The organism is Aeromicrobium sp. Root344 (assembly GCF_001425755.1).
GTDB lineage: Bacteria > Actinomycetota > Actinomycetes > Propionibacteriales > Nocardioidaceae > Aeromicrobium.
Window position 1 is genome coordinate 3,193,640 of the sequence record NZ_LMDH01000001.1, and the last position, 24,855, is coordinate 3,218,494.

General features: G+C 69.8%; 23 protein-coding genes. 16 read left to right on the forward strand and 7 right to left on the reverse strand.

All coding sequences use genetic code 11. The annotated features are described in order from the left end of the window. Positions 1 to 78: 78 nt before the first annotated feature. The 4 genes from ASC61_RS15745 to ASC61_RS15760 are packed head-to-tail and all read left to right on the forward strand — an operon-like array spanning position 79 to position 5,123. The gene (locus tag ASC61_RS15745) at positions 79 to 2,772 is read left to right on the forward strand and encodes a bifunctional acetate--CoA ligase family protein/GNAT family N-acetyltransferase (RefSeq protein WP_056213468.1); all 2,694 of its coding nucleotides are present in this window, start codon (positions 79 to 81) and stop codon (positions 2,770 to 2,772) included. Then, complete coding sequence (locus ASC61_RS15750; protein ID WP_056213469.1) at positions 2,772 to 3,338, forward strand: DUF5998 family protein; 567 nt, start codon at positions 2,772 to 2,774, stop codon at positions 3,336 to 3,338. The genes ASC61_RS15745 and ASC61_RS15750 overlap by 1 nt, the downstream gene beginning before the upstream one ends. After that, positions 3,335 to 4,438, forward strand: a complete 1,104-nt coding sequence (locus ASC61_RS15755; RefSeq protein WP_056213471.1) for an alkaline phosphatase family protein — start codon at positions 3,335 to 3,337, stop codon at positions 4,436 to 4,438. Before ASC61_RS15750 ends, ASC61_RS15755 begins: the two co-directional genes overlap by 4 nt. Before the next feature lie 22 nt (positions 4,439 to 4,460). Next, complete coding sequence (locus ASC61_RS15760; RefSeq protein WP_056215788.1) at positions 4,461 to 5,123, forward strand: thymidine kinase; 663 nt, start codon at positions 4,461 to 4,463, stop codon at positions 5,121 to 5,123. A gap of 24 nt (positions 5,124 to 5,147) precedes the next feature. Here ASC61_RS15760 and sepH read toward each other — a convergent pair whose 3' ends face one another. Next, positions 5,148 to 6,095, reverse strand: coding sequence for a septation protein SepH (gene sepH / locus ASC61_RS15765; RefSeq protein ID WP_056213472.1), 948 nt, complete (start codon positions 6,093 to 6,095; stop codon positions 5,148 to 5,150). 119 nt (positions 6,096 to 6,214) lie between these two features. Between sepH and ASC61_RS15770 the strand changes: the two genes are divergently transcribed. Beyond that, positions 6,215 to 6,835, forward strand: coding sequence for a trimeric intracellular cation channel family protein (locus tag ASC61_RS15770; RefSeq protein WP_157439521.1), 621 nt, complete (start codon positions 6,215 to 6,217; stop codon positions 6,833 to 6,835). A gap of 9 nt (positions 6,836 to 6,844) precedes the next feature. Here ASC61_RS15770 and ASC61_RS15775 read toward each other — a convergent pair whose 3' ends face one another. Both ASC61_RS15775 and ASC61_RS15780 read right to left on the reverse strand, forming a co-directional pair. After that, complete coding sequence (locus ASC61_RS15775; protein ID WP_056213473.1) at positions 6,845 to 10,240, reverse strand: proline dehydrogenase family protein; 3,396 nt, start codon at positions 10,238 to 10,240, stop codon at positions 6,845 to 6,847. 36 nt (positions 10,241 to 10,276) lie between these two features. After that, positions 10,277 to 11,461: an MFS transporter gene (locus ASC61_RS15780; RefSeq protein WP_056213475.1), complete on the reverse strand. Its 1,185-nt coding sequence runs from the start codon at positions 11,459 to 11,461 to the stop codon at positions 10,277 to 10,279. Between the two features lie 52 nt (positions 11,462 to 11,513). Here ASC61_RS15780 and ASC61_RS15785 point away from each other — a divergent pair, with 52 nt between their 5' ends. The 3 genes from ASC61_RS15785 (at position 11,514) to ASC61_RS15795 (ending at position 13,738) form a co-directional block, all read left to right on the forward strand. Beyond that, complete coding sequence (locus tag ASC61_RS15785) at positions 11,514 to 12,587, forward strand: ferrochelatase (protein ID WP_056213477.1); 1,074 nt, start codon at positions 11,514 to 11,516, stop codon at positions 12,585 to 12,587. After that, a complete protein-coding gene (locus ASC61_RS15790; RefSeq protein WP_056213479.1) occupies positions 12,584 to 13,375 on the forward strand; it encodes an inositol monophosphatase family protein in 792 nt (263 codons plus the stop codon). Before ASC61_RS15785 ends, ASC61_RS15790 begins: the two co-directional genes overlap by 4 nt. 63 nt (positions 13,376 to 13,438) lie before the next feature. Further along, positions 13,439 to 13,738, forward strand: coding sequence for a DUF4193 domain-containing protein (locus ASC61_RS15795; RefSeq protein ID WP_056213481.1), 300 nt, complete (start codon positions 13,439 to 13,441; stop codon positions 13,736 to 13,738). Here ASC61_RS15795 and ASC61_RS15800 read toward each other — a convergent pair. Then, on the reverse strand, positions 13,713 to 14,159 hold the full coding sequence (locus ASC61_RS15800) for a DUF4235 domain-containing protein (protein WP_056213483.1): 447 nt from the start codon (positions 14,157 to 14,159) through the stop codon (positions 13,713 to 13,715). The two genes, ASC61_RS15795 and ASC61_RS15800, sit on opposite strands and share 26 nt — an antisense overlap. Then, positions 14,140 to 14,646 (reverse strand): DUF3093 domain-containing protein, encoded by a 507-nt coding sequence (locus ASC61_RS15805; protein ID WP_056213485.1) that lies wholly within the window; start codon positions 14,644 to 14,646, stop codon positions 14,140 to 14,142. Before ASC61_RS15805 ends, ASC61_RS15800 begins: the two co-directional genes overlap by 20 nt. Before the next feature lie 54 nt (positions 14,647 to 14,700). On the opposite strand from ASC61_RS15805, the gene dut reads away from it, so the two are divergent. The 4 genes from dut to ASC61_RS15825 are packed head-to-tail and all read left to right on the forward strand — an operon-like array spanning position 14,701 to position 16,819. Beyond that, positions 14,701 to 15,168 carry a dUTP diphosphatase gene (gene dut / locus ASC61_RS15810; RefSeq protein WP_056213486.1) on the forward strand — a complete coding sequence of 156 codons (468 nt, stop codon included), beginning with the start codon at positions 14,701 to 14,703 and terminating at the stop codon, positions 15,166 to 15,168. Beyond that, on the forward strand, positions 15,168 to 15,797 hold the full coding sequence (locus ASC61_RS15815; RefSeq protein WP_056213488.1) for a DUF3710 domain-containing protein: 630 nt from the start codon (positions 15,168 to 15,170) through the stop codon (positions 15,795 to 15,797). The genes dut and ASC61_RS15815 overlap by 1 nt, the downstream gene beginning before the upstream one ends. A 9-nt stretch (positions 15,798 to 15,806) precedes the next feature. Further along, positions 15,807 to 16,157 (forward strand): OB-fold nucleic acid binding domain-containing protein, encoded by a 351-nt coding sequence (locus tag ASC61_RS15820; RefSeq protein ID WP_056213490.1) that lies wholly within the window; start codon positions 15,807 to 15,809, stop codon positions 16,155 to 16,157. Beyond that, positions 16,154 to 16,819: a DUF3159 domain-containing protein gene (locus ASC61_RS15825; RefSeq protein ID WP_056213492.1), complete on the forward strand. Its 666-nt coding sequence runs from the start codon at positions 16,154 to 16,156 to the stop codon at positions 16,817 to 16,819. Before ASC61_RS15820 ends, ASC61_RS15825 begins: the two co-directional genes overlap by 4 nt. A 3-nt stretch (positions 16,820 to 16,822) precedes the next feature. Here the strand turns inward: ASC61_RS15825 and ASC61_RS15830 are convergent, their stop codons facing one another. After that, a complete protein-coding gene (locus tag ASC61_RS15830; protein WP_056213494.1) occupies positions 16,823 to 17,485 on the reverse strand; it encodes a potassium channel family protein in 663 nt (220 codons plus the stop codon). Next, positions 17,485 to 18,147: a potassium channel family protein gene (locus ASC61_RS15835; RefSeq protein ID WP_056213496.1), complete on the reverse strand. Its 663-nt coding sequence runs from the start codon at positions 18,145 to 18,147 to the stop codon at positions 17,485 to 17,487. The genes ASC61_RS15830 and ASC61_RS15835 overlap by 1 nt, the downstream gene beginning before the upstream one ends. A gap of 69 nt (positions 18,148 to 18,216) precedes the next feature. On the opposite strand from ASC61_RS15835, the gene ASC61_RS15840 reads away from it, so the two are divergent. Genes ASC61_RS15840 through ASC61_RS15855 form a run of 4 tightly spaced genes read left to right on the forward strand, consistent with a single transcriptional unit; the run spans position 18,217 to position 24,747 of the window. Next, positions 18,217 to 20,229, forward strand: coding sequence for an APC family permease (locus ASC61_RS15840; RefSeq protein WP_056213497.1), 2,013 nt, complete (start codon positions 18,217 to 18,219; stop codon positions 20,227 to 20,229). Next, complete coding sequence (locus tag ASC61_RS15845; RefSeq protein ID WP_056213499.1) at positions 20,226 to 21,431, forward strand: class I SAM-dependent RNA methyltransferase; 1,206 nt, start codon at positions 20,226 to 20,228, stop codon at positions 21,429 to 21,431. The genes ASC61_RS15840 and ASC61_RS15845 overlap by 4 nt, the downstream gene beginning before the upstream one ends. 20 nt (positions 21,432 to 21,451) lie before the next feature. Then, positions 21,452 to 24,052 (forward strand): SCO7613 C-terminal domain-containing membrane protein, encoded by a 2,601-nt coding sequence (locus ASC61_RS15850; protein WP_056213501.1) that lies wholly within the window; start codon positions 21,452 to 21,454, stop codon positions 24,050 to 24,052. A gap of 8 nt (positions 24,053 to 24,060) precedes the next feature. Beyond that, positions 24,061 to 24,747 carry an RDD family protein gene (locus ASC61_RS15855; protein ID WP_056213503.1) on the forward strand — a complete coding sequence of 229 codons (687 nt, stop codon included), beginning with the start codon at positions 24,061 to 24,063 and terminating at the stop codon, positions 24,745 to 24,747. Positions 24,748 to 24,855: the final 108 nt, after the last annotated feature.

The window sequence follows — 24,855 nt, forward strand, 5'->3', positions numbered from 1 at the left end:
TGCTCAGTTGTCCATTTTCGCCGCTCTCACCTGCGGACTTCTCGCGCCACGCCGTGAGGCACCCGATAGGTTGGGGGCGTGACCAGTGAGGTGCAGCCCGTCGAGCACTGGGAAGCCGATGTCCTGCTCAAGGACGGCCGGGTGGCCCAGCTCAGGCCGATCCTGGAGGCCGACGCCGACCGGCTCGTGGAGTTCTATTCGCGCGTCTCCGAGCAGTCCAAGTACTTCCGCTTCTTCGCGCCCTATCCGACGCTTTCGGACAAGGATGTCACGCGCTTCACGACGGTCGACAACGACCGCCGCGTCGCGTTCGTCGTGACCTTGCACGCCACGATCATCGGGGTCGGCCGCTACGACGCGATCACCGACGACGAGGCCGAGGTGGCGTTCCTCGTCGAGGACGCGCACCAGGGTCGCGGGGTGGGGCAGCTGCTGCTGGAGCACCTCGCGCAAGCCGGCCGCGAGCGCGGCATCCGTACGTTCGTCGCCGACGTCCTGCCGTCCAACTCCCGGATGCAGCAGATCTTCCGCGAGATGGGCTACCAGGTCGACGGCATGGTCGACGGCGGCGTCACCCGCCTCACGCTGCGGATCGAGCCCACCGACCTGGCCGTGGGGGTCATGCGAGCCCGTGAGCAGCGCGCCGAGGCCGCCTCGATCGAGCGGATCTTCCGCGCCCGCAGCATCGCGGTCATCGGTGCCAGCCGCCGGCAGAACTCGATCGGCCAGGCGATGGTGCGCAACCTCGTGCTGGGCGACTTCAGCGGCAGCGTCTACGCGGTCAACTCGCAGGCCGAGGCGGTGTCGGGTCTCCCGGCCTACAAGACCGTCCAGGACATCCCGGGCGAGGTCGACATCGCGATCGTCGCGGTGCCTGCCGAGTCGGTCAACGACGTCGTGCTCGACTGTGCGGCCAAGGGTGTCCACGGGCTCGTCGTGATCTCCGCCGGGTTCGCCGAGGAGGGCCCGGAGGGCCGTCAGCGGCAGCGCACGCTGCTGGGCCTCAGTCGGTCGTACGGGCTGCGGCTCATCGGCCCCAACTGCCTCGGGTTCATCAACACCGCCCCTGACCTGCAGCTCAACGCCTCGTTGTCGCCGTCGATGCCGCCTCAGGGCCGCGTCGGGTTCTTCTGCCAGTCCGGTGCGCTCGGCACGGCGATCCTGGAGTCGGTGTCCCGTCGAGGCCTCGGCCTGTCGACGTTCGTGTCGGCCGGCAACCGCGCCGACGTCTCGGGCAACGACCTGCTGCAGTACTGGCAGGAGGACGACTCGACCGAGGTCATCCTGCTCTACCTGGAGTCGATCGGTAACCCGCGCAAGTTCTCCCGTATCGCCCGTCGCGTCTCCCGCACCAAGCCCATCGTGGCGGTCAAGTCCGGACGCTCGACTCAAGGCGTACCGGTCGGCCACACCGTCAAGCGCACCTCGGCCCCGCAGTCGGCGGTCGATGCGATGTTCCGCCAGGCCGGCGTCATCCAGGTCGACACCTTGGACGAGATGTTCGATGTCGCCCAGCTGCTGGCCCACCAGCCGCTGCCGCGGGGCAACCGCATCTCGATCGTCGGCAACTCCGACGCCGTCGCGCTGATCGTCGCCGACGCGGCCTCGGCGGCCGGGTTGCAGGTGGCCGAGCCGATCTCGCTGGGAGCCGACGCCAACGCCGACGACTTCGAGGCGGCCATCGAGCACGCCATCGCGAGCCCCGACATCGACGCGCTGGTCGCGGTCTACGTCCCGCCGCTCAACACCAGCGGCGAGGAGGTCGCCAACGTGCTGGCAGCCGTCGGCGAGCAGTCCGACAAGCCGATCGTGTCGACCTTCCTCGGCAGCGAGGGCGTGCCGGTGCTGCTGCGCGTGCCCGACCTCCTGGGCGGATCCGCCGGTCGTGGCTCGGTGCCCTCGTACGCCGCGCCGGAGTCCGCGGTCCGCGCGCTCGCCCGCGTCGTCAACTACGCCGAGTGGGCCGCCAAGGACCACGGCGAGTTCCACCTCGCGCTCGACCACCGCACGGGTGACGCCCGTACGCTCGTCCGTCAGGTGCTCGCCGCCGCGCCACGCGGGGCGATCCTGTCGACGGACCAGGTGCACGCGCTGCTGGCCTGCTACGGCATCGACCTGTGGACCTGGATCAACGTGCACTCGCGCGACGAGGCGATCGCGGCGGGGGAGAAGCTCGGCTGGGACGTCGTCCTCAAGGCCGGCAGCGAGCACCTCCGCACCCGGCCCGACCTCGCGCACGTCTGGCGCAACATCCACGGGCCGGACGAGATGGGCGAGGCGTGGGACGACCTCACGACCTGGAAGGGCATGCGCAAGGACACCAAGTTCTTCGTGCAGCGAGCCGCGGCCGACGGCATCCAGGTGTCGTTCAGCGTCACCGAGGACCCGCTGTTCGGCCCCCTCGTGTCGTTCGGCCTCGCCGGTGCACCCAGCGAGCTGCTGGGCGACCGGTCCTACGGCATCCCGCCGCTGACCGATCTCGACGCCGAGGGCATGATCCGCGACTTGCGCTCCGCGCCGCTGCTCTACGGCTATCGCGGCTCCGACGCGGTCGACGTCGACACGCTGCAGGACATCATCGTCAGGCTCGCGGCGATGAAGGACGATCTCCCGGAGATCGCCGAGCTCGACCTGGAACCCGTGCTCGTGCACGGCAAGGGCTACACCGCCCTGAGCGCCCGCGCCAAGGTCGTACCGTCCGCGGATCGCCGCGGCGAGTGGTACGTCCGGCGCCTGAGTCAACCTGCCTCGATGGGAGATACGCTGGCGTGATGGCCACTGACGACACGAAGTCCCTGTTCGACGAGGTCTCCACGAGCGGCTACTACCCCGAGATCGTTGCCGACGGTCTGCGCGACGCGCTCGCCGACGAGCCGGTCGCCGCCTACGTCCTGCACCACGAGCCGACGTTCGACCACGACGAGATCCGCCGCCACATGACGGTGCTGGCACTGACGCCGAGTCGTCTCGTGCTGGTGCACACCGATGAGCACCCCGGTGACGACCTGCTGCCCAAGCCCTACACGTCGACGACGTCGGAGGCCGTGGCGCTCGGCCAGGTGCGCTCGGTCGTCGTGACGCGCATGGTGACGTCGAAGTCCAAGGAGCTCGAGGAGGCCGTGCTGACGGTCGGCTGGGGCGCGGTGTCACGCGTCGAGCTCGAGCCGGCACGGTGCGCGGACCCCGAGTGCGAGGCCGATCACGGCTACACCGGCAGCCTGACCGGCGATGACTTCTCGTTGCGCCTCGCGGCTGCCGCAGACGGCGGTTCGGCGGTGCAGCGGCTGCTCGGCTTCGCCCGTACGCTGTCGGCCGCAACCGCCGGCCGCGGCGCATGACCCTGGCCGGACTCGGCGGTCGAGCGACGATCGACCAGATCCTGCCGTCCGTGGGCGCCGCGATGGGCGCCCCGGGATTCGCCAACTCGCTGGTCCTGCCGGAGGCGGCGCGCTACGTGGTGTTCCTCGTCGACGGACTCGGCCTCGAGCTGCTGCGTGAGCACGCTGATGCGGCGCCGTTCCTCAGCTCGTTGACGAACGTCGACGACGTCGTGTGCGGCGTGCCGTCGACCACCGCGACCAGCCTCACGTCGCTCGGCACGGGGCTGCCGGCCGGCACGCACGGCATGGTGGGCTACACGTCGCGGGTGCCGGGCAGCGGTCAGCGGCTCAACTCGCTCAAGTGGGACCAGCCGGTCGACCCGTTGATCTGGCAGCCGCACCGCACGGTGCTGGAGCAGATGCAGGACGCCGGCATCACCGCGTCATCGGTCAACGACGCCTCGTTCGCCGACTCCGGCCTGACGCTCTGCAGCCAGCGCGGCGTGCCGTTCCACGGCATCAACTCGATCTGGGAACGCCTCGACGTCGTCCTGGAGGTCATCGAGTCGGCGCCGCGCGCCATGACGTACGCCTATGAGTCGCGGCTCGACCACACGGGCCACGGCAAGGGCTGCGCGTCGGCGGAGTGGCGCGCGATGCTCACCACCATCGACACCGAGCTGGCCGACCTGCGTGAGGAGCTGCCCCGCGACACGGTGCTGCTGGTCACCGCCGACCACGGCATGATCGACCTGCCCAAGGCTGGCCGATTCGACGTCGACTCGTCGCCCACCCTGCTGGACGACGTCACCCTGCTCGCCGGTGAGGCGCGGTTCCGACACGTCTACACGCGCTCGGGTGCCGCGCCCGACGTCGCGGCACGCTGGCAGGCCGAGCTGGGTGACCGTGCGGTCGTGCGTACGCAGGAGGGCATCGAGGACTGGTTCGGGCCCATCGCGGCGGACGTCCGTGGCCGCATCGGCGATGTCGTCGTCGCGGCGCTCGGCGACTTCGCGGTGTTCTCGTCGCGCGAGTTCGGCATCGAGTTCAAGATGACCGGCTTCCACGGCTCGATCAGCGAGGCCGAGCTGCGCATCCCGGTTCTCGTCGCGCCATGACCCGGCTGGCAGGATGGTGGCCGTGGCGGAGCTGAACTTCTACTCGGGGACGATGGACTGCGGCAAGAGCACCTTGGCGCTCCAGATGGACCACAACCATCGCGCCAGAGGCCGTGTCGGCCGGGTGTTCACGTCGCACGACCGCGCGGGCGCGGCAACGCTCTCCAGCCGGTTGGGTCTCGCCGTGCCGGCGATCGAGGTCGACGACCAGTTCCATTTCTGGCAATACACCGTCGACGAGCTGACCCAGGGCGGCCGCATCGACTACTTCGTGTGCGACGAGGCCCAGTTCTACACCGCGGACCAGATCGATCAGCTGGCCAAGGTCACCGACGAGCTGGCGATCGACGTCTTCGCGTTCGGCATCCTCACGGACTTCCGGACCCAGCTGTTCTCCGGCTCGGCCAGGCTGATCGAGCTCGCCGACCACGTGCACACGCTGCAGGTCGAGGCGCTGTGCTGGTGCGGCGAGCGCGCGACGCACAACGCGCGCACGGAGGACGGGATCATGGTGACCGAGGGCGATGTCATCGTCGTGGGGGATGTCGACCACGAGCTGACGCCGGACGAGGACGACCTGGTCGTGGGCTACGAGGTGCTGTGCCGCCGGCACCATCGCCGCAGGATGACGGCCGCGTCGGCGAAGGCATCAGCCCTGTCGCCGGACGTGCTTCCGTTTGGTTGAGGTTCCCTCGCAGAGCTCGGTCGGTCAGTCGGACTTGTTGTCGCCGAACATGATCTCGTCCCAGCTCGGGACGCGACGACGCTCGTGACGCTTCTTGCGCGGGCCCATCGTGTCGGGCACTGCGACGTCGTGCTCGAGGGACTCCTCGAAGTCGTCGACCTCGTGCTCGAGCGCGGCGGACGTGTCGGCGTCCTCGGAGTCGACGATCGCGAGCTGCTCCAGGACCTTGCGCTCGCGAGCCTCCTTGAGCGAGGCGACCCCGACCTGGGGGCCCTCCTCGACCTCGGGCGCGCTCGCTTCGACCTCGTCGTCGACGACCTCGACGGGAGCCTCGGCGGGCTGCGACGGAGCCCGTACGGCATCCGCGATCGCCATGTCGGCGGAGTCGGGCAGGGCGACGTCACCGACGAGGTCGTGGGCGAACTCGTCAGCGGGTACGACGTAGCGGCTCTTGACGTCGAACAGGAAGCTCGCGGGATGCGCGGCGCCCTCGGGGGTGACCTGGACGTTCCAGCGGCCGTCCTCGCGCCGCCACGAGTCCCAGGCGGCTGACTCGGGCACGCCACCGTTGGCGGCGATGTTCTCCGACACGAGGGTGCCGAGCAGGACGCCCGCACCTCCGACGTGCTTGCGGCGGATCGACGTCTTGCGGGCCTGCTCGCACATGTACTCGCGCTCGGCGAGCACGGGTCCGGCGAAGCCGAGGATCTGCTCGACCGGGACGCCGGCGGAGTCGGCGACCGCCTGCGGTGTCTCACCGCGGCGTATGCGGGTCTGGATGTCGCGCGGGCTGAGAGAGCTTTCCATGCGGATCTCCAACTGGCCGGAGGTGTTCCCAGAGTGGGACGGCTTGCCGATCAGGGAAGCGAGGCGGTGATCAGCGGGGATGCGGAACTGCTCACCGGTGGACGCGTCACGCGCAATGAGGAACCGTCTGTCCTCGCTCAGTCTGTCGAGACCGAGATCACGCATGTCATCGCCTCCGATGTGACACCGGCTCCGAGTGGGCGTTCACTCGTAGCGTGTTCTCATCCTAGGCGCGCAGATGGCGAACCTGCGGTGACGCGCCGATACCCGATAGCGTCGTCGCCGTGCCCGACACCCTGCTCCTGGTCCTCGATCTCGCCGGAATCGCGGTCTTCGCGTCGACCGGTGCCTTGGTCGGTGTGCGCAAGGAGCTCGACGTCTTCGGCGTCAGTGTGCTGGCGTTGATCACCGGGCTCGGTGGCGGCGTGCTGCGCGACGTGCTGATCGGCTCGGTCCCGCCGGCGGCGCTCGACGACTGGCGCTATCTCGTCGTCCCGGCAGCGACGGCGCTCGCGGTCTTCGTGTTCCATCCCGCGTTCGGCCGCATGGAGCGGCAGATCATGGTGCTCGACGCCGTCGGGCTCGCGCTGTTCTGCGTCACCGGCGCGGTCAAGGCCGACGAGGCCGGGCTCAACGTCCTCGCCGCCTCGGTGCTCGGCACGCTGAGCGGCATCGGCGGCGGCATGTTGCGCGACGTGGTGGCCGGCCGCGTACCCGTCATCTTCCGTGGTGAGCTGTACGCGACGCCCGCGTTCGCCGGTGCTCTCATCGCGACGGTCGTGCACCACGAGGGCTATTCCGAGTGGTGGTACGCCCTGGCGTTCGCGGTGTGCCTCGGCTGGCGCCTCGTCGCCCTCAAGCGCGGCTGGACCGCGCCGCTCCCGCCCGGCATCGACCACGCCTGAATCGTCAGGTCAACGCTTGCGGGGGAGGACGAGCTCGAACTCGGGGTCGTGGTTGCCGAAGCGGTGGTTGGTGATCGTCACCGACTGCTCCTGGAGGAACGGCAGCGCCTCGACGCGGCCGGACTGGGTGACCGGACCGGCATAGATCGCGACATCGGGGTCGCCGTCGACGGCGACCGAGACGTCGCGGGCGTCGGAGCCGACGAGACGGAGACGGGTCGGACGGGTCGTCGCGACGTGGGCGAGCCACTCGTCGTGCGTCTCGACGCGGGCCTTGGGTGCGAGTCCTGAGGGCAGCGGGGTCCGGGAGCTGACGGCCACGTGCGATCCGGTGCGGGCGGCAGCGAGCAGCACCCGGATGAGCTCGGGCAGATAGTTGCCGTCGAAGCGGATCGCGACCGGCACGGGGACGTAGCGGAACACGTTGCGTTCGACGCCGAGCTTGGAGACGTCCTTGAGCACGCCGTACTCCCGGGTCCAGGCGATGTGGTCCGACGACGCGGCCGCGACCAGGTCGCGGTGCTCGACGCCGCTGACATGGGGGCGCGCAGCGTCGAGGAGCCGGGAGACCTCGCGCGAGAGCTCAGGGGTCTCGGCAGACCGCAACGGTCGCGGCTTCCACGTGCCGAGGTGAGTCAGGTAGTTGGGCCCACCAGCCTTGGCGGTCGTGCCCACGGACGACCGCTTCCAGCCGCCGAACGGTTGACGTTGCACGATGGCCCCGGTGATGCCGCGGTTGACGTAGAGGTTGCCGGCCTGGACCGTGTCGATCCAGGTGTTGACCTCCTTGGCGTCGAGCGAGTGGATGCCGGCGGTGAGGCCGTAGTCCGTCGCGTTCTGCCACTCGATCGCCTGCTGCAGGGACTTGGCCCTCATGATGCCGAGGACGGGGCCGAAGTACTCCGTGGTGTGGAAGCGGCTCCCTGGGCGTACGCCCGTGCGGACACCTGGCGACCACACCCGGGCATCGGAGCCGAGCTGGCGCGGTGCGAGCAGCCACTCCTCGCCGTCGGCGAGTGCCGTGAGTCCCTCGGCCAGCTTGCCGAGCGGGGGCTCGATGATCGGCCCCATCGTGACCTCGGGGTCGTGAGGGAAGCCGACCTTGAGGGACGAGACGGCGTCGACGAGCTGCCGCTCGAAGCGCTCGGAGTCGCCCACTGACCCGACGAGGATCGCGAGGCTCGCGGCCGAGCACTTCTGCCCGGCATGCCCGAATGCGCTCTTGACCAGGTCGGCCACGGCGAGGTCGATGTCGGCGCTGGGCGTGATGACGATGGCGTTCTTGCCACTCGTCTCGGCCAGCAGCGGCAGGTCGGGGCGCCACGAGCGGAACAGGTTGGCGGTGTCCCAGCCACCCGTGAGGATGACGCGGTCGACGTCGGAGTGCGAGATGAGTGCCTTGCTGAGCGGACCTTCGTCGATCGTCACGTAGCGCAGCACGTCGCGGGGCACGCCGGCCTGCCAGAGCGCCTCGACCATGACGGCGGCGCAACGACGGGTCTGGGGCGCAGCCTTGATGACCACGCCGCTGCCCACCGCCAGCGCTGCGAGCACCGAGCCGGCCGGGATGGCGACCGGGAAGTTCCACGGGGGAGCGACGATCGTCAGCGTGTCGGGGACGAACTCGGCTCCGTCGACAGCCTCGAGCCGGCGCGCCGACTCGGCGTAGTAGTGCGCGAAGTCGACCGCCTCGCTGACCTCGACGTCGGCTTCGGCGATCGTCTTGCCCGCCTCGACAGCCATCACGGACACCAGGTCGCCGCGGCGTGCGCCCAGGGCGTTGCCGGCCTGGTGGAGGATCCAGGCGCGGACCTCGGAGCCACGGGCCTGCCACGCCCTGGCCGCGGCACGGGTGTCCTGGACGACGCTCTCCAGGCTCGCCGGTCCGGGGATCGTGTTGCTGCGAACCGTCTCGGTGCCGAGCTGTGTGTATGCCGAGCGGGCCAGCACGAGTCGGCCCCACTCGCGGTTGGCCGCGGTCGACGGATCGGTGTCCGGCGTGTTGGCGAACGTGTCGGGATGCACCGGTACGACCTCGGTGAGCCGGTTCTGGGTGCGGTGCGGCTCGGGCACGCTGTCGTCCAGTGCGTCGACCGCGGCGAAGAAGCGCCGGATCTCGCGGTTGAGCAGGTCTGGCTCGTCGGCGAGCTCGAACGCGGCCGACATGAAGTTGTCGCTGCTGGCGTTCTCCTCGAGCCGGCGTACGAGATAGGAGATCGCAACGTCGAACTCCGAAGGGTGCACGACAGGCGTGTAGAGCAGCAGCTGTCCGATGTCGTCGCGGACCGCGTCGACCGGACCGCTGTCCATGCCGAGCAGCATCTCGAAGTCCACACCGTCGCGGACGCCGCGGTCACCGGCCAGCAGCCAGGCATAGGCGATGTCGAACAGGTTCTGGCCGGCGACACCGAGGCGTACGGCGTCAATGCGCTCCGGCGTCATGGCCCAGTCGAGCACGCGCTTGTAGTTGGTGTCGGTCTCCTGCTTGCTGGACCAGGTCGCGAGCGGCCAACCGTGCATCGCGGCGTCGACCCGCTCCATGGCGAGGTTGGCGCCCTTGACGACCCGCACCTTGATCGGAGCGCCGCCCTTGGCGCGGCGCTGCGCGGCCCACTCCTGCAGGTCCTGCATCGCACCGAGGGCATCTGGCAGGTAGGCCTGCAGGACGATGCCCGCCTCGAGGTCGGGGAACGACTCGAGGATCGCCTTGAAGACCGCGACCGTCAGGTCGAGGTCGTGGTACTCCTCCATGTCGAGGTTGATGAACGTCGGATCGCCGCTGGACGCCCGCTCGTAGAGCGGCGTGAGCTGCTTGACGACGCGGGCGACGGACTCGTCGAACGCCCACATCGAGAGCTGGCTGGCGACCGAGGAGACCTTGACCGAGACGTAGTCGACGTCGTCGCGTTCCAGCAGCTCCATCGTGCCGTCGCGGCGGTGCGCCGCCTCGCCCTCACCGAGGACCGCCTCGCCGAGCAGGTTGAGGTTGAGCCGGTCACCCCCGGAGCGCAGGCGCTTGATGGTCTTGCCGAGCTTGTCCGGGCGGGCGTCGACGACGAGGTGGCCCACCATGCGTCGCAGCGTGCGCCGCGCGATCGACACCACGAGCTTGGGGAACACGACCGCCATGACGGCACCGAGCTTGAGCAGGACGCGCTGGGACGCCGGGAGGAACGACGGTGTGTGCAGGGCGAGCCGGCGGAGGTTGCGGGCCGCCACGCGGTGGTCGTCAGGACGTACGACCCGGTCGACGAACCCGATCGTGAACTCCAGCCCGTGCGGATCCTTGAGCAGCTGGGCGAGGCGTTCGGCTGACGGATCGGCACGGCGTTTGGAGGTGCGCTCGGGATCGATCCAGGTGCGCACGAGCTCGACGCTGCGCTCGGCGAGAGTGAGTTCGGTCATGTCGAGCCCAAGGTTAGTGCCACACTGCCCCGAAGTTCACCCCGCGGCGCCTCGCGACGGCGTACGGATGCTCCACGCGACGGCGGCGGCGGCCAGCCCCGAGACCAGCGGGACCAGGAACCCCGCCGATGCCCCTTGGTGATCGATGACCCAGCCGGCGATCGCGGAGCCCGGCGCGACTCCCACAGCCAGTCCGGTCGTGGTCCACGTGAGGGCTTCGGTGAGGCGCGACGACGGCACGCTGCGCTCGATCAGGTTGACGGTCGCGATGAGCGTCGGCGAGATCATGAACCCCGTGAGGAACATGCCGACCGCGATGAGCGGTATGCCCGAGAGCACCGCGAGCGGCGCGAACAGCAGGGCGAGGGCCAGCAGCGAGGCGCGGAGCCGGTGCAGCGGCTCCCCCGGCTGGGGGAGTGCTCCGACCACGACTCCTGCGATGAGGCTGCCGGTCGCCCAGATCGCGATGACGAAGCCGGCGGCGCCGCGGTTGCCCTCCTCCGTGCAGAACGCGACGACGATGACCTCGGCCGATCCGAACAGCATGCCGAGGCCCACGGACGAGGCCACGACGGGTCCGAGCAACCCCCAGCCAATCGGCGGGCGGGCGCCCTCGACGTGCTCGATCAGCGGCGGTTCGGTACGTCGTTGGGTCGCCAGCGCCCACGAGCCGAGCGACGCCGCAGCGGCCGCCGCGACCAGTCCGGCGTAGTCCGAGATCTGCAGCGTCAGCACGGTCACGAGGACCGGACCGACCATGAACACGACCTCGTCGAGCACCGCCTCGATCGAGAACGCGGTGTTGAGCTGGCTCCGGTCGGCCACGGCGTGGGTCCAGCGGGCGCGCACCATGCTGCCCGTCTGTGGCGTCGCGAGACCGGCGATCGCCACGCACACGTGGGGCACGGGCGTGGCCCAGTCGTGGCCGATCGCGACCAGCGTGAGGGCCATGCCGAGGGCGTACACGGCGCCGACGACCCACAGCACGCGCGACTGGCCGAGGCGATCGGCGAGCCGGCCCTGCGTCGGGCCGAAGACCGCGGCCGCGAGGACGTACACCGCGGCCAGCACGCCCGCACGCCCGTAGGACCCCGTGCGTTCCGAGACCAGCAGGACGATGCCGAAGCCGGCCATCGACAACGGCAGCCGCGAGACGACGGCCGTGGTGGAGAACAGCACGGCACCGGGTCGTGACAGCACGTCCCGATATGTCGTCAGCATGAAAGGCCTCCCAGCATGCCGACCATATCCGTCGCGGTGGGATGATGAGCGCATGGATGCTCGCCCCTTCGATGCACTGCTGCTCGTGTCGTTCGGCGGTCCGGAGCACCCGGACGACGTCGTCCCGTTCCTCGAGAACGTCACGATGGGCCGCGGCATCCCGCGCGAACGCCTCGAAGAGGTCGGTCAGCACTACTTCCTGTTCGGCGGCAAGTCGCCCATCAACGAGCTCAACCTCGAGCTGCTCGACGCGCTCCGCAAGGACTTCGCCGAGCACGGAGTCGACCTGCCGATCTACTGGGGCAACCGCAACTGGGACCCCTACCTGCGCGACGCCGCTCGCCAGATGGCCGCTGACGGCGTACGCCGGGCAGCCTGCTTCGTGACGAGCGCCTACTCGTCCTACTCCGGCTGCCGGCAGTATCGCGAGGACCTCTACGACGCGGTCAGCGGCCTCGACGTCGAGCTCAGCCGGCTGCGGCACTACTTCAACCACCCGGGATTCGTCGGCCCGTTCGTCGAGGCGACGTCGGAGGCGCTCGCGGGCGCGCCCGACGGCACGCACGTCGTGTTCGTCACGCACTCGATCCCCGAGACCATGAACCTGGCCAGTGGCGGCCCGGGCCGTGAGGCTTACGTCCGCCAGCACGAGAGCGTCGCGGAGATGGTCGCCGAGGGCGTCGGTACGCATCGCTGGTCCCTGGCCTACTGCTCGCGCTCCGGCTCCCCGCACATGCCGTGGCTCGAGCCCGACATCAACGACCACCTGCGCGAGCTGCACGAGTCCGGCACCACGTCGGTCGTGGTCGTGCCGATCGGGTTCATCTCCGACCACATGGAGGTCATCTACGACCTCGACACCGAGGCCAAGATGACCGCCGACGGACTCGGCATGACCTACGACCGGGTCGACACGCCCGGCGCCCACCCCGACTTCGTCGCGATGGTGCGCGACCTGCTGCTCGAGCGAGCCGCTATCGAGCGCGGCGAGCAGCCCGACCGGTGCTCGCTCGGCGAGCTCGGACCCTCCCACGACGTGTGCCCGGTCGACTGCTGCCTCAACCCGCGCTCCGCCCTGCCGACGATCGGCGGCGTCGGCGACGGTGTCACGACGGCTACCGCATGACCGAAACGCTCCTGACGCTGGCCCGTGAGGTCGGCCGCGAAGCCGCCGCGTTCGTCGCCGGCAGGCGGCCGGCCGGCCGCGTCACGGTCTCGGCCACCAAGTCGAGCCCCACGGACGTCGTCACCGAGATCGACGAGGCATGCGAGCGGCTCATCCGTGAGCGCATCTTCGCCGCGCGCCCCGACGACGGGTTCGTCGGTGAGGAGGGCAACGACGTCCTCGGCTCGAGCGGCGTCGACTGGGTCGTCGACCCGATCGACGGCACGGTCAACTTCGTCTACGGCATCCCGACCTACGGGGTCTCGATCGCAGCGCGACGGGACGGCGAGGTCGTCGCGGGCTACGTCATCAACATCGCGTCCGGTGCCGAGTGGGGAGCGGTCCGCGGAGCCGGCGCGTGGCGCTACGCCGGCGAGTCCCGCCAGGTGCTCACGGCGCCGCAGCCGGAGTCCGTGGCGCACGCGCTGGTGGCGACCGGCTTCAACTACGTGCCCGCGGTCCGCACGGCCCAGGCTGCGGCGATGGCGACGTTCCTGCCGCAGGTGCGCGACATCCGCCGGATCGGCTCGGCGGCACTCGATCTGTGCGGCCTGGCCGAAGGACAGTTCGACGCCTACCTCGAGCAGGGACTCAAGCCCTGGGACCTCGCCGCAGGCGGCCTGATCGCGGCCGAGGCCGGCCTTGTCCTGAGCGGGTTCGACGGCGGCCCGGACGAGCGTATGGTGATGGCTGCTCATCCTGCGATTGCTGAGGAATATTTCGCCCTCGTACGTGCTTGTGGGTTCTGACGAACGGAACGTTTGGGGCGTGTGGCACAATCACGCCGGTTGTTCCGCACAAAGGGAGATTTGATGGCTACCGATTACGACGCACCGCGCAAGACCGAGGAAGAGCAGTCCGAGGACAGCATCGAGGAGCTCAAGGCGCGTCGGCACGAGAAGAGCTCGGGCAAGGTCGACGAGGACGAGACCGAGGCTGCCGAGAACTTCGAGCTGCCCGGTGCGGACCTGTCACACGAAGAGCTCGCGGTCCAGGTCGTGCCCAAGCAGCTCGACGAGTTCACCTGCTCGTCCTGCTTCCTGGTGCATCACCGCAGCCAGCTGGCATCGGAGAAGAACGGCGTGCTCATCTGCCGCGACTGCGCCTACTGACCTTCTTCTTGGTCGAACGTTCGGGAGCCGGATCCGCAAGGACCGGCTCCTTTGCGTTGTCCGGGACCGAGTTCTCGAGGGGCTTCATGCCGGGCGGCAGGTGTCCGGTCGACTTGACCCAGTAGGTCGCGGTGCCGCGGCGTACGCCGACCTTGACGAGCTCGATGATCGCGCCGCCGACGACGGCCCACGCCACAGCCTCACCGGTCGTGACGTCGGGGTGCCGGCCGCTGCTCGGCGGCTTCTTGCCGGTCACTGCACGCCACGCGAGCACCGAGGCCCGTTGCGCCAGCAGGCCGGCGACGATCGACGAGCCACGGTCCATGAGCTTCCAGGCACCTTTGCCGGGCGCCTTGGTCTTGGGCGTCGTGGCGGCCTCGGCGAGGAGCTGCTCTGCGTGCTTAGCCTTCTTCTTCGCCACGGGGCGGGTCTCCGTTCGGGTCGTGCGCCGGTGCGGTCGGCGCGTTCTCAGTGTGGCCCAGAGCAGCGGCGAGCGCGTCCGGACGGCGGCTCGACACCAGCCAGTAGGGCGTGGGATCGCTGTCGTCGGCGAGCGGTATGAGCACACCGCGGTCGATGTAGGGGCGGGTCACGAGATAGGCCCTCGCGTCCGCCCCGGTGCCGAGCTTCAGCCGGTAGGCGGCCCGATGGAGCGGCTCGACCGCACCGATGTGGGCACGATCGATCGACGCGCGACCGACCCGCAGGCCGTCGGAGTCGACCGCGATCAGCAGGGAACCGTAGCGCCACACGACGTAGAGACCGGGCCCGGCGACGATGGCGGTCGTGACGATCGCGATGGGCCAGTTGGTCGCGACGAGCATGATCCAGCCCCAGGCGGCGGCGAACACGAGCGCGGCCAGCCACCAGGAAGCCGGCGCGGTCAGTCGTTCGCGGTACGTCGTCACGGTTCAACCTTGCCTCATGCCGCACGGCGTCCCGACGCAGGTAGGGTCGCTGCCATGTTCGACGTCACCGTCACCCGGCTGGATCCGGGCGTGCCGCTCCCGACGTACGCGCATCCCGGCGACGCCGGAGCCGACCTCGTGACGACGATCGACCTCGACCTCGCACCGGGGGAGCGCGTCCTGGTTCCCACCGGCATCGCAGTCGCCCTGCCCGACGGCCTCGCCGCGTTCGTGCACCCGCGCTCGGGGCTCGCGCTGCGCCACGGCCTGTCGATCGTCAACACCCCCGGCACGATCGATGCGGGTTACCGTGGAGAGATCAAGGTCCTCCTGGTCAACCACGACCCCCGCGAGTCCGTACGTCTGACGCGCGGAGATCGGGTCGCGCAGCTCGTGATCCAGCGCGTCGAGCGCGTGGCATTCACGGAGGCCGAGTCGCTGCCCGACTCGGCTCGTGGGGCCGGAGGGTACGGTTCGACCGGCGGTCACGCGATCGCCGAGCCCCAGGGGGAGAGAAGCTGATGGTGCGCCGACGCAAGCAGGAGCAGTCGCAGGAGGACGTGGAGCCCGAGGAGACGACGCCCGACGTACGCGCGAACGGTCCGTGGGACATTTCGGAGAAGACGCCCGACGGCGACGCTTCCTACGTCGACCTCGGGCCGTTGCTGGTCCGTGCCCACGACGCGTACTCGATCCAGCTCCCGGCCGAGGGCGAGGCCGGCCAGATCGCGTCCGTGGTCCTCGTCGCCGAGGACTCCGCGCTCGAGCTGCGCGTCTTCGCCGCGACGCGTTCCGGCGGGCTGTGGGACGAGGTCCGCGACGACCTGATCCTCGAGGTCGCCCGGCTCGAGGGCGAGTGCGAGCAGGTCGACGGACCGTTCGGCCCCGAGCTGCGGGTCAGCGTGCCGGTCGACCTGCCCGACGGTGAGAAGGGCTTCCAGCCGAGCCGCATCCTCGCCGTCGAGGGTCCGCGCTGGCTGCTTCGCGGCACGTTCCTCGGCGAGGCCGGGCTCAACCCGACCGACGACGGTCCGCTCATGGACGCGTTCAAGGACGTCATCGTCGTGCGTGGCGTCGAGGCTCGCATTCCACGGGAAGCGTTGTTGCTCACACTGCCCGAGAACGCCGTCGCGACCCCGGACGAGGAGTAGAATTTCAGCATGGGACGCATCAGCAGGACCCTTGAACGACTCTCGACCGAGAACATCGAGGCCGAGGAGCTCCAGAGCGACGCCGCCAAGGCCGGCTGCAAGCTCATCGCCTCCCAGGCCGACCGCTCGGTCGTCACGATCCACGGCGTCCTGCGCTCCGTGACGCTGCGTCCTGTTGACGGGGTCACGGCGCTCGAGGCGGAGCTCTACGACGGCTCCGACTGCGTCACCCTCATCTGGCTCGGCCGCCGCAAGATCGAAGGCGTCGCCGCCGGTCGTCAGCTCAAGGCCTACGGTCGCATCGGCATGCGCAACGGCACCCGCGTGATCTACAACCCACGTTACGAACTCGAGGCATGAGCGCTCCCCACGGAGCCAATCCGGGGACTGACGCGTACGAGACCGTCGAGCAGCTGGTCCGCGGCCAGCTGGCCAAGGCGCTGGGTGGCCGGCGCGGCATCGTCGAGAGTGCCGTCCCCACCGCGCTGTTCACGGTCTCCTGGATCGTCAGCCACGAGCTCAAGCTCTCGCTCGTCATCAGTGTCGTTGCCACGGTGCTGCTGCTGGTCGCCCGCCTGGCCCAGCGCTCCACGATCCAGTTCGTGCTCAACTCGCTGTTCGGCATCGGCATCGCGGCGATCTTCGCGTCGCGTTCGGGCGAGGCACGCGACGTGTTCCTGCCCGGCATCATCTACAACGGCGCCTACGCGGCCGCGTTCATCCTGTCGATCGTCGTGGGCTGGCCGCTGCTCGGCTTCATGATCGGCAGTGTCACCGGTGATCCGACGGCGTGGCACGGGGATCGTGGTCTGGTGAAGCTGTGCTCGCAGCTCACCTGGGTCATGGCGGCACCGTGCGTCCTGCGCGTCGTCGTGCAGTACCCGTTGTGGCTCACCGATCACGTCGCGTTGCTCGGCACGGCCAAGATCGCCCTCGGTTGGCCGCTGCAGCTGGCGTCGTTTGCCGTGATGGCGTGGCTGCTGGGCCGCAACCACACGCCGCTGGAGCCGGACGGGGCCTGAGCCTCAGCCCTTGGGGGACAAGAGCTCGCCGAGGTGGTCCTCGGCCTCTTCCGGTGTCACGAACAGCAGCTCGTCGCCGGACTCCAGCGAACGGTCCGCGTCGGGCGTCTGGATCGCGTTGTCCCGCAGGATCGCCACGAGGACGACGTCGTCGGGCCACGGCACCTCACCAACGCGCTTGCCGACGTAGGGCGAGTCCTCGGGCATCGTGAGCTCGACGAGGTTGGTGTTGCTCTGCCGGAACGTGAACAGGCGCACCAGGTCGCCGACCGAGACCGCCTCCTCGACGAGGGCCGACATGATGCGCGGAGTCGAGACGGAGACGTCGACGCCCCACGACTCGCTGAACAGCCACTCGTTGCTGGGGTGGTTGACCCGGCCGACGGTGCGGGGCACGGCGAACTCGGTCTTGGCCAGCAGCGAGATGACGAGGTTGGCCTTGTCGTCGCCGGTGGAGGCGATGACGACGTCGCACGACTCGAGCTGTGCCTCCTCGAGGGACGACAGCTCGCAGGCGTCGGCGAGCAGCCACTGGGCCTCGGGCACGGCGTCCGCCCGGATCGACGCGGGGGACTTGTCGATCAGCAGCACGGTGTGGCCGTTGTCGATGAGCTCCTGGGCGACGGAGCGGCCGACGGCGCCGGCTCCCGCGATCACGACGCGCATCAGTCGTCCTCCGGTCCGGCCTCGAGCGCGGCGAGCGCGCTGCCGGCGTGGTCCTCGCGCATGAACAGGCTCAAGTAGTCGCCCTCCTGGATGACGGTGTCCGGGGTGGCGATGACACCGGTGCCGAGGCGGCGAAGGAAGGCGACGCGTACGCCGGCGGCATCCTCGAGCTCGGAGATCTTGCGGCTGATCCACGGGTTGGGCGCATAGACCTGGTCGAGGCGCACCTCGCCGGTCTGGTCACGCCACGCGGGCTCGGTGCCGGCCGGTACGAGTCGACGCAGCACCTGGTCGGCAGCCCACGGGACCGTGGCGACGGTGGGTACGCCCAGGCGTTCGTAGACCTCGGCGCGACCCGGGTCGTAGATGCGGGCGACGACGTTCTCGACCTTGAACTGCTCGCGGGCGACACGCGCGGAGATGATGTTGGAGTTGTCGCCGCTCGAGACGGCGGCAAACGCGTCGGCGTGCTCGATCCCGGCCTTGATCAGGACGTCGCGGTCGAATCCCATGCCGGTCACCGTGATTCCGCTGAATCCCGGGCCCAACCGGCGGAAGGCATCCGGATTGGAGTCGATGACGGCCGTGGTGTGGCCGCGCTCCTCGAGGCTGCGAGAGAGCGTCGAACCGACTCGGCCGCAGCCCATGATCACGATGTGCACGCAGGCGACGCTACACCGCAACGAGACGGCCCGCGCAGAGACTCAGTGTGAGGTCTAGCATCGTCTCTCGTGGGAATCACCGAGGTCGCCAAGCGCGCGCTGGTCGGCCGCAAGCTCCGCAGCACCCAGCTCGGTGAGACGCTGCTCCCGAAGCGCATCGCCCTGCCGGTCTTCGCGAGTGATGCGCTGTCGTCCGTGGCGTACGCGCCCGACGAGATCTTCCTGACGCTCTCGCTCGGCGGACTGTCGGCGTACGCGTTCAACTGGAAGATCGGCATCGCCGTTGCCTGCGTCATGGCGATCGTGGTCATGTCCTACCGGCAGAACGTGCATGCCTACCCCAGCGGTGGCGGCGACTACGAGGTCGCCACGGTCAACCTCGGGCCCACCGCCGGCCTGACCGTCGGCAGCGCGCTGCTGGTCGACTACGTGCTCACGGTGGCGGTCTCGATCTCGTCCGGCGTCCAGAACGCAGCGTCCGCGCTGCCGTGGCTCAACGGTCACGAGGCGACGGCCGCATCGGTGCTGGTCTTCGTGCTGATGGCGATGAACCTGCGCGGCACCAAGGAGTCGGGCAAGGCGTTCGCGGTGCCGACCTATCTGTTCATGATCGCGATCATCCTGATGGGGCTGTGGGGCTACCTCCGCTACGTGACCGGCGACCTGCCGGACGCGGAGAGCGCGAAGTACTCCATCTCGCCCGAAGGCCAGTTCGAGAACGGCTTCACGGGCATCGCGATGGTGTTCCTGCTCGCCCGGGCGTTCTCGTCCGGCTGCACCGCGCTGACCGGGATCGAGGCGATCAGCAACGGCGTGCCGGCGTTCAAGAAGCCCAAGAGCAAGAACGCCGCGACGACCTTGCTGCTGCTGGGCTCGATCGCCATCACGATGCTGATGAGCATCGTCGTGCTGGCCGACCTGATGAAGCTGCACTACGTCGAGGATCCCGCTCGCCAGCTGCTCAAGGCCGACGGCACCGCGGTGGGCAAGAGCTACGAGCAGAACACCGTGATCGGCCAGCTGGCCAAGTCGCTCTACAGCGACTTCACGCCGCTGTTCTACTTCACGATCGCCTGCACCGGCATCATCCTGGTGCTGGCCGCCAACACCGCGTTCAACGGCTTCCCGGTCCTGGGTTCGATCCTGGCGCGCGACGGTTTCCTGCCCCGCCAGCTCGACACCCGCGGCGACCGGCTCACGTTCAGCAACGGCATCATCCTGCTGGCCGTCGCGGCGGTGGCGCTGATCCAGGCGTACGACGCGGAGGTCACGAGGCTCATCCAGCTCTACATCGTCGGGGTGTTCGTCTCGTTCAACCTGAGCCAGCTCGGCATGATCCGGCACTGGAACCGGCACCTCAGGACCGAGCAGGACCCGGCCGCCAGATCGCGGATGAAGCGGTCGAGGGTCGTCAACTCGATCGGCCTCGGCATGACCGCGACGGTCCTGGTCATCGTGCTGATCACGAAGTTCCTCGCCGGCGCCTGGATCGCCATCGTCGCGATGATCGCGATCTTCCTGCTCATGCGGGGGATCGGCCGGCACTACGATCGCGTCTCCGCAGAGCTGGCGATCGACGACTCCGACGTCGCGCTGCCCGCCAGGGTCCACGCGATCGTCCTGGTCAGCAAGCTGCACAAGCCGACGATGCGGGCCCTTTCGTACGCCCGGGTGTCGCGCCCCAACTCGCTCGAGGCGCTGACGGTCGAGTTCGACCCGGCCCAGACCGCGGCACTGATGAAGCAGTGGGAGGACCTCGAGATCCCGATCCCGCTCAAGGTCGTCAACTCGCCCTACCGCGAGCTCGTGCGCCCCGTGATCCGCTACGTCAAGGAGCTCCGCAAGTCGAGCCCGCGCGACATCATCACGGTCTACATCCCTGAGTACGTCGTCGGGAAGTGGTGGGAGCAGCTCCTCCACAACCAGACCGCGCTGCGGCTCAAGGGGCGCCTGCTGTTCATGCCCGGCGTCATGGTGACGAGCGTGCCCTACCAGCTGAGCTCCGCCGGCCGCGCCAAGAAGCGCCTCGCCCGCAGCAGGCCAGCACCCGGTGACGTCCGCCGCGGCTTCCGCGACCGATGACCGACCCGATCGTCGACGTCGGGCCGATCGCCCACGGCGGCCACTGCGTCGCCCGGCTCGACGGCCAGGTGGTGTTCGTGCGTCACACGCTGCCCGGCGAGCGCGTACGCATCCACATCACGGACCGCTCGAAGTCGTTCCTGCGCGCCGACGCCGTCGAGGTCATCGAGGCCGCGCCGGGACGGGTCGAGGCGCCGTGCCCCTACGCCGGCCCGGGCCGCTGCGGCGGCTGCGACTTCCAGCACGTCGATCCGGCGGTCCAGCGTGAGCTGCTCGGCGAGGTCGTGCGCGAGCAGCTCCGTCGACTTGCCGGCATCACCTGGGACGGCGAGGTCGAGGCCGTCGAGCCGGACTCGCTCGACTGGCGTACGCGCATGCAGTTCGCTGTCGACGCCGATGGCAGGCCCGGACTGCGCAAGCACCGGTCGCACGAGATCATCCCCGTCGATCGCTGCCTGATCGCCCACCCCGGTCTGCCGGACGTGCTCGGCCGCACCTGGGACGCCGACTCCGTCGAGGCGATCGTGTCGTCGACCGGTGACACCCTCCTCGTCACCGACGCGTCGATCCCTGACGACGTCGAGGCGGCCGTCGACGGGGTCGTTGCGGTCGACGGCACCGTGCGGGGCGGCCGAGGCGCCGTGACCGAGCGTGTGCTCGCTGCCGACTTCAGGGTCTCCGGCTCAGGCTTCTGGCAGGTCCACCCTGACGCGGCCGCGACCCTTGTCGAAGCGGTCATCGAAGCCGCGGAGGTGACCGAGGGCGACACGGTGCTCGATCTCTATGCCGGCGTCGGCCTGTTCACGACGTTCCTCGCCGACGAGGCGGGGGAGGAGGGCGTCGTCGTCAGCGTCGAGTCCGACCGTGGCGCCTCGCGAGATGCGCGCCGCAACCTGCACGACTTCCCCCAGGTCCGCCTCGTCGGCGAGACCGTCGAGCGCGCCCTCCGCAGCGGTGCGTTGGGGGAGTCGGCCGACGTCGTCGTGCTCGACCCGCCGCGCACGGGCGCCAAGAAGGCTGTCGCCGGGATCGTCGAGCTGGCGCCGCGACGCATCGTCTACGTCGCATGCGATCCGGCAGCCCTGGCCCGTGACCTGGCCTCGTTCGCGGCACGTGGCTACGTTCTCGACGGGCTCCGCGCGTTCGCCCTGTTCCCCATGACGCACCACGTCGAGTGCGTGGCGGTGCTTGTGCGGGAGTGAGGGTCACGACACAGTGAGGCATGCGCTTCGCAGACCCGCAAGCCTGTCCGGACTGCCGCGGCGCAATCGCCGGTCAGTCGACGTGCCCGCACTGCGGCCTCGACCTGACGTCGGCCGAGGTCCGCCAGCTCTGGCAGACGCTCCTGCAGGCCGACGAGCTCCTTGCCCGCGCCGCCCTCAAGCGAGACCGTTCGGCGGTGACACCGCCGCCCAAGGCCACCGATCCGTTCGTGGCCGCCGCGCCGCCGCCAGCTCAGCGGCCCGCGTCGGCGCCAGTTCAGCCGCCCGCGCCGGCGCCGGCCGCTGGTCCGCTGCCGACGTACCCACAGCGCCGGCCCGTTCCGGCTGACGACGCGCTTGGCGGGTTCCTGCAGTCGGGGCAGCTCCGGCCCGGAGAGCGTACGCCGCCCAAGGAGTGGTCCGTGGGCACGATCCTGCTGACCCTCGGCGCGTTCGGCCTCATCGTCGCCGGATTCATCTTCGTGACCCGCTCGTGGGGCGACCTCGGACTCGTCGGTCGTACCCTCGTGCTGCTCGGCGTGACCGCGGGCTTCGCCGTGCTGGGCGCATGGGTCACTCGCCGGACGTTGCGCGCCTCGGCGGAAGCCGTGTGGACCGTCGTCCTGGCTCTGCTGACGCTGGACTTCTTCGCGGCCCGCCACGAGGGCATGCTCGGCCTCGACGGCATGGACGTTGCGTGGGCCTGGGTCGTCTGGGGCGTCGTGCTCGTCGGCCTGGGCATCCTGATCGGCCGGTTCGCGCGCACGTCGCTCAACGTCGATCTGCTCTCGACCGCGCTGATCGGAGGGCTCGGCATCACGATCGCCGGGATCGGCGCGGCCAACGTCCCAGTCGACGAGCCGGTCGACTGGGACCTGCCCTGGCGCTCCATCCTCGCCCTCGTCGTCGCCGGTCTGCTCGCGCTCGCGACCCGCCCCGCCGGCATACGTCCGCTGACGATCACCGCGCGTGTCGTTGTCGGCGCGTTCTTCGCCTGGTCGTACGTCGTGGCGGTGATCGGCCTGGTCGACCACCCCAAGGCCGACGAGCTCGTGGGCGACGGACGCGGCTTGCCGCTGGTCCTGATGGCTGTCGCGGCCCTGGTCATCGCCTGGCTGGTCGTTCCGGTGCGCATCTGGGCCGTCGCCCTGGCGGTCTTCGCCGTATGCGCGCTGGTCGCGGTCCCGTCGGGTGACGCATGGCGGCCGGAGGGCGCCTGGCTCGCGATTGCGGGCCTCGCCGCCGTGCTCGCCGTCGCCGCGTCTCGCGGAACGAACGCCTGGGCCAAGGGCCTGCGGGTCGGCGCCACGCCCGCCGTCGCGGGCGTCGCGCTCCTGCACCTCGGACTGCTCGTCGACGTGTTCGACGCGATCGGCACCGGGATCGACGACGCCTGGTCCAAGCCGTGGGACGGCCGCCTCGATGCCGTGTGGGCAGACGACACCGCCGCGTGGGTCGTCGTCCCGATGGTGGCCGGTCTCGTCGTGGTGGCATGGTTCGTCCCGCACTGGCCCGAGCTCACGGTGATCCGCAAGCACGCAACGTCCGGAGTGGCCGTCGCGCTCGCACTCGGCACCCTCGTCGCCGTGGTCGAGGCGAGGCTGCCCCTGTGGGCCGGCGTCGCAGCGCTCCTGGTCGTCGCCGCAGGGCTGCTCGCCGCCCACGTCCGCAACCTCGGGGTGCTGGTCGGCCCCACCGCCGCCGTCCTGGTGGGCTTCGCCGCGGCGCTGGCCGCGCCCAACCAAGGCGTCTCGGCCTCGGCGTGGATCGCCGGTGCCGTGGTGCTCGCGGGTCTCGCACGTGCGAAGGGTGCCGACGCACCGCGTCAGGCGTACGCCATCGCAGCCGTCATCGCCTTCGTGGGTGGTGTCGTCGCAGCTGCCCAGCTGCCGGACCCACCACATGCCGTGCCGGCGCTCGTCGGCGTCGTCGTCTCGCTGGCGCTGATTGCCGCCGCGGGTGTGCTGCTGCGCGATCACCCGGTACGCATCGGCGTCGAGGCGGCCGCCGCCTTCACGATGTTCGTGGCGTTGGTCTCGGAGGCCTCGACGTCGGAGGCAGCGGTTCGCTGGACGATCGTCGGCGTCGTGATGATCGGGCTGAGCTTCGTCGTCCCGGAGCGCCCTTGGTACCTGTGGCCCGGCGGTGCGGCCCTGGTCGTCGCGTACGTCCTGCTCGTCGTGGACAGTGGGTTCTCGTTCGTCGAGGCCTACACGTTGCCGCTCGGCGCGATCGCGCTGGCTGTCGGCTTCTACTTCGTCCGCGCCAAGCCCGGCATGAGCACCTGGCTGCTGCTCGGTCCGGGACTGACCCTGGCACTCGTACCCAGCCTGCCCCAGGCTCTCGCCGATCCGACCGGCCTACGAGCCCTGCTGCTCGGCCTCGGTGCGGCAGTGGCGTTGACGCTCGGCATCCGGTTCGGCTGGCAGGCACCGTTCGTCTTCGGCGTCACGATTCTCGGCCTGCTGGTGCTGTTCAACATCGGGCCGTACGCCAACGCGGCTCCGCGCGTCGTCCTCATCGCCGCGGTCAGTGCGATCCTGCTCGGTGTCGGAATCACGTGGGAGGACCGTGTCAGGGACGGCCGCAAGCTCGTCGGTTACGTACGATCGATGCGTTAGGAGTCGTCATGGCCGACTACAGGACGATAAGGCAGCTGAGGCGTGAAGCCCTGGGGCACGACGCCCTGCTGTTCAGCGCCGCGTTCTCCGCGGGAGCCCTGCTCTACTTCCTCGGCCGGGCGGCCCGTGAGGCGCTGACAAGCAGCGGCAGCTCCGACTTCTGGACCATCAGCCTGTCCGACGACCTGATCCTCAGTGGGCTGATCGTGGGGGAGCTGTTCCTCGTCTGGAACAACGGACTGCGCCAGGGCCTGCGCGGCCACAGCATCGGCAAGCACCGGGTCGGCCTGGCCGTCGTCGACGTCGGCGACGAGGCACCCACCGGCGCCGGGCGAGGCATCCTGCGCGGCCTGGTCATGGCCGTGCTGCTCGACCTCGCGGTCGCGGCGATCCCGATCGGGTTGCCCACGACGTTCCGTCGCTTGACGCCCGACAGCTGGCACTTCGGCGGCGCCGCCTATCTCGCCCTGATCGTGCTCGTGGTGCCGCTGCTGCTCTCGAGCGATCGTGGGTTCGCCGACCGCGTCGCCCGCACCAAGGTCGTACGGGCGAGCGGCGCTGGTGCCACGACGACCGCAGCACGCCAGCGGATCCTCACCGCGATGGACATCGCGGGGGTCATCGGGCTGCTCGCCGTCGCGATCATCTACATCGCCTACTACTCGCCGCTCCTGAAGTTCCCCGACCCGTTCTGATCGCGCCGGCGTGCCGAACGTCTCGACATCATGTATCTTGATGTCAAGAGACATTCGCGCATGAAGTTAGGACAGCCTGACCGTGCGTTGCGCAGCGATGCTGGGCAG